This is a genomic window from Desulfobaculum sp. (assembly GCF_054921475.1).
Window position 1 is genome coordinate 1 of sequence record NZ_JBUDSW010000306.1, and the last position, 3744, is coordinate 3744.

Annotated in this window: 5 protein-coding genes; all 5 read left to right on the forward strand. The window is 69.1% G+C overall.

Going from position 1 to position 3744, the window contains the following annotated elements; genetic code table 11:
* Window positions 1–471: hypothetical protein (locus tag ACY69P_RS15000; RefSeq protein WP_462328055.1), on the forward strand; the 471-nt coding region annotated here is incomplete at its 5' end.
* A complete protein-coding gene (locus ACY69P_RS15005) occupies window positions 468–1067 on the forward strand; it encodes a hypothetical protein (RefSeq protein ID WP_462328056.1) in 600 nt (199 codons plus the stop codon). The genes ACY69P_RS15000 and ACY69P_RS15005, both read left to right, overlap by 4 nt.
* Complete coding sequence (locus tag ACY69P_RS15010) at window positions 1064–1327, forward strand: hypothetical protein (protein ID WP_462328057.1); 264 nt, start codon at window positions 1064–1066, stop codon at window positions 1325–1327. The genes ACY69P_RS15005 and ACY69P_RS15010 overlap by 4 nt, the downstream gene beginning before the upstream one ends.
* A gap of 11 nt (window positions 1328–1338) precedes the next feature.
* Window positions 1339–2646 (forward strand): hypothetical protein, encoded by a 1308-nt coding sequence (locus ACY69P_RS15015; protein WP_462328058.1) that lies wholly within the window; start codon window positions 1339–1341, stop codon window positions 2644–2646.
* The coding region (locus ACY69P_RS15020; RefSeq protein ID WP_462328059.1) for a hypothetical protein at window positions 2643–3744 on the forward strand (1102 nt) is incomplete at its 3' end. The genes ACY69P_RS15015 and ACY69P_RS15020, both read left to right, overlap by 4 nt.

Genomic DNA, 3744 nt, shown 5'->3' on the forward strand with positions numbered 1-3744 from the left:
CATCATCGCCATAGGGGAATAGCCATGCCAACGCAGGAATATGCCCGCTGGGCGGACGTTTTGCAGAATGAGCCGGAGGCCGTGCGCCTTGTGGAGGACATGGGGCTGCTCAGCCAAATCTGGGACGACCTTGTGGACGGCGACCGCGCTGTGCCGCCGCAGGCCGTGAGCAAGGCCTTTTGGCTGGCGCTGGTGGGCATCCCGGAGAACCACTTTTTCCGGCGTCACCGGGCCATGCTCCAGCCGCTCATGCGCTGCTACATCACCTGCTGGCTGGATGCCAACGAGCTGGAACGCGGCACGGACCACGACCGCACCGTGGCCTTTGTCCTGCGCGATGTGCTGGGGGACGTCATTATCCAGTGCGCGGGGCTTATCGGCGGGTATGACTACATGCGCAGCGTTGGCCCGCGCGTGCGGCGCATGGTGCATGACGAAACCCTTGGCGAGTATTTGGAGGGCCTGACATGAGCGTCGGCGACAGCGGATACGAGAGCACAACCACCATCAACGCGGTGGATCCCGAGGCCGCGCGCAAGCTCGCCACCCTGAGCGAGGAACAGCTTGCGCTCTACAAGGAGCACTTTTTGCCCTACGAGCGCGAACTCGCCAACGCGAATCTGGCCGTGCTGCCGGAGCGGCAGGGCCTGACCACGGAGGAGCTGGCGACCCAGCGCGAGCTGCTCCCTCTGCGCCGCCGCGTGGCGCAGGCGGGCCTTGAGGAAACGCTTTTTGATCTGGAGCTCGGCCGCCCGGTGAAGGAGGCGCTGGTTTCGGAGCAACTGGCGGAGATGGAGCGGCGCGCCCCGTCGCGGACGCCTTCTACGCGCAGGCCGCCAAAGGGCCGGATACCCTTGGCGCCATGGGCCGGGCCAGCGCAGACGTTGCCGCAGCGTACAAGGGCGCGGAAGGCGCGGCGCGCCGGGCCGCAGGACGCAGCGGGGCCAGCTCCGGCTCCATCTTGTCCACCATTGCGCGGGACCGGGCGCGCACTACTGCCGGAGCACGCACTGCCGCGCGCGTTGGCGAGGACGACAAAGCGTGGTCCAAACTGGCCACCGCCATGAGCATGCGCGGTCGCGCGTCCGGCCTGCCGGGCGTCGCCAGCACCAGCACCGGCGCGGGCGGGGCCAGGCCGTATCAGACCGGCGGCCTGCCGGGCCTGCCCGTGGGCAACCCCGCAGACCGGGCCCTTGCCGCGCTGAACGCTGGCACCCGCACGCAGTCGCAGTCGTCCTCGCAAAGCGGCGGCGCCGGGATTGGCGGGTTCCTTGGCAATGTGGGCGGGCAGGCCGCTGGCATCGGGTTGATGAGTCTTTTGCTGTAAGGGGGTGAGCCATGGGATTTTGGGACAGCGCAAGCGAGGGGCTGGAACGGGGCGTGAATCTTGGCGCGCGCCTGCCGCAGCTGCGCGCGGACAACGCGGCGCGGGAGTTCCAGATGGAGGAGCTCCTCTCCCAGCGCGAACTACGCGAGGAAGCACAGCGGCAGGGCGAATTTGCCAAGGCGCTTATCCTTTCCGGCGGCGACCCGGCCGTGGTGGCGAAGCTGGGGACCGACCTCTTCCCCAACGACCTCGGCTACGACTACACCGAGGACCCGCAGACCGGCGCCATTACCTTTAAAGGCTATCGCATGGTGGATCAGGGCCGCACCAAGGAATACGACCCGGCGTCGGAGTTTCGCTTTTCCGGCCGGGAGGACCTGATGCAGCGCGTGGTGCCGGCGGCCACGGACCCCAAAACGTGGCTGACCACGGTGCTTGCTGGGAAGATGAAAAAGAGCGCCCCGCAAGTGGTCAACGTCCCCGGACGGGGGCAGGGCGTTGTGGTGCCTGACGAAGGCGCGCCCGGAGGCCTGCGCGTGCAGATTCTGGCCGGGAGCGAGCCGCGCGAGGAGATTGGCCGCGACGCGCGGGGCCTGCCGGTCTATAGCGACAGTTTGGACGGCTACTCCGGCCCGGTCTATGACTCGGCGCTGACCCGCCAGCAGCCCAAAGCGCCCAAGGTGCTCCGCGCCAGCGACGGCAGCCTTGGCACGGTTGAGGGCGGCGTGTTTTCCCTCATCAAGGGCCAGCCCGCGCCCAAGCAGGACGACGCGCCGAAGATTTTGAAGGCTGGGGACGGCACCCTTGGCGTCGCCGAGAGCGGGCGCTTTCAGCCGCTCTCCGGTCAGCCGCAGGCCGCGCCCAAGGTGAGCGATTTGCGCGGGGCCATGGCCATGCACCTTGAGGGCTACGGCGAGCGCGGGCAACCGCTGATGGTGCCGGACGGGCAGGGCGGCTACACCTTCAATACGCAGGGCGTGGAGGATGCGCTGGCGGATATGGCGGCGAGGGCCAAGGGCGGCAGCGCCGGAGCCATGCGCGACCTTATCGCCGTGAACCAGCTGCAGGCCAAGGCGCGGCAAGCCACGGGCGTGCAGGTGGGCGACGACATGCGCCGCCGCGTGCTGGACGGCGTGCGCGCTGAGGTAGAGCGCGTGCGGCAGGCCACCGGCCCCAACTGGGGCGCGGCCCGGCGCGAGATGGAAATTGACCTGCTGGCCGAAGGCGTCCTGTCCTATGACGAAATCAAGCGCATCCTGTACCCCGGTGAAGGCGGCCTTCCGGGCGGGCTTGTGGCCGCGCAGGAGGGTGGGCGATGAGGGGCCGGGACGATGCGAAAAGGCAGGGGCGGACTTTTGATGGTGGAGCGCAGGCGCTGGGCGTCAGCTTCTCCCCGGCCATTGACGCCATCACGCCGCAGTTCCAGCGCTACATCGACAAGTACGCGCCTAAAGAGCCGCCACCGCCGGAGCCGGGCGACACCTTCCTAGGCACGCTTGGGGAGCTGCTTGGCGTGGGCAGGCCCCCAAGCATCACGGACGAGGCCGTGCGCGGCATGACGCCGGAGGATCCGCGCATCGTGGCCCAGCGCAATGCCCCGGACTTTTCCGGGCGCGCCGTGGGCGTTCCCGGCAACCCACCAACACCGCCGGTGGATGATCTGCCCGGCTCCGTCATGTCCGGTATGAGCGGCACGAAGCCCACAGGGCCGGGCCTGACGGACGAGGAAGCCCGGCGCGTGGAGGAGATGCTGGTGCCCATCCCGGACGCCATCCTTACCCGCCCACAGCCCGGCGAGCGGCGGCAAAGGGAGCCGGAGACGGACTTTCTTGGCGGCCTGTCGGTGTTTGGCCGCTCCTTTGCGCGCGTGCCGGAGGAGACGGCGGCCGCCATGGCCAGCGCGTGGCGCGGCGGGGATATTGACCACGAGGAGGGCGCGGTGGACGCCTTTATCCGCCGCGTGCGCCAGCGGGGCGACGACTACGCGCAGCGCTACGGCTCCGGCGCGGAGTTCCTGCCCGGCATCACCGTGCGCGATGTGGCGCAGTTCCCGCGAAACCTCGGCTTTTCCCTGACCAGCATGGGCGCGGGCCTTGGCGCGGGTGTGCCGGTTGCTTTGGCCCCGGTCCCCGGAGCGCGCCCCGGCGCCTGGCTGGCCGGGACGTCCGCGTCCGGCGCCGCAGCATTTCGCATGGCCAAGGACGATATCGTCTCCCGTTACCGCGACGCTCTGCAGGAGCAGAAGGCCCAAGAGGCCAAGGCGGCCGGGAAAAAAGCGCAGCCGTTGACCCAAGAGGAATGGGACGCCGCCCGCGAGGAGTTTGACGCCAAAGCCGTGGAATACGGCCTGTGGGAAGCGCTCCCCGAGGCCATTGGCAGCGCTGTTGGGCTGAAGCTGCTCATCACGCCGCTGAAGC

What these genes read in the sequence shown, in the direction of transcription:
- ACY69P_RS15005 (WP_462328056.1), top strand. Translation starts at nt 468, where the DNA reads ATGAGCGTCGGCGACAGCGGATACGAGAGCACAACCACCATCAACGCG.
- ACY69P_RS15010 (WP_462328057.1), top strand. Translation starts at nt 1,064, where the DNA reads ATGAGCATGCGCGGTCGCGCGTCCGGCCTGCCGGGCGTCGCCAGCACC.
- ACY69P_RS15015 (WP_462328058.1), top strand. Translation starts at nt 1,339, where the DNA reads ATGGGATTTTGGGACAGCGCAAGCGAGGGGCTGGAACGGGGCGTGAAT.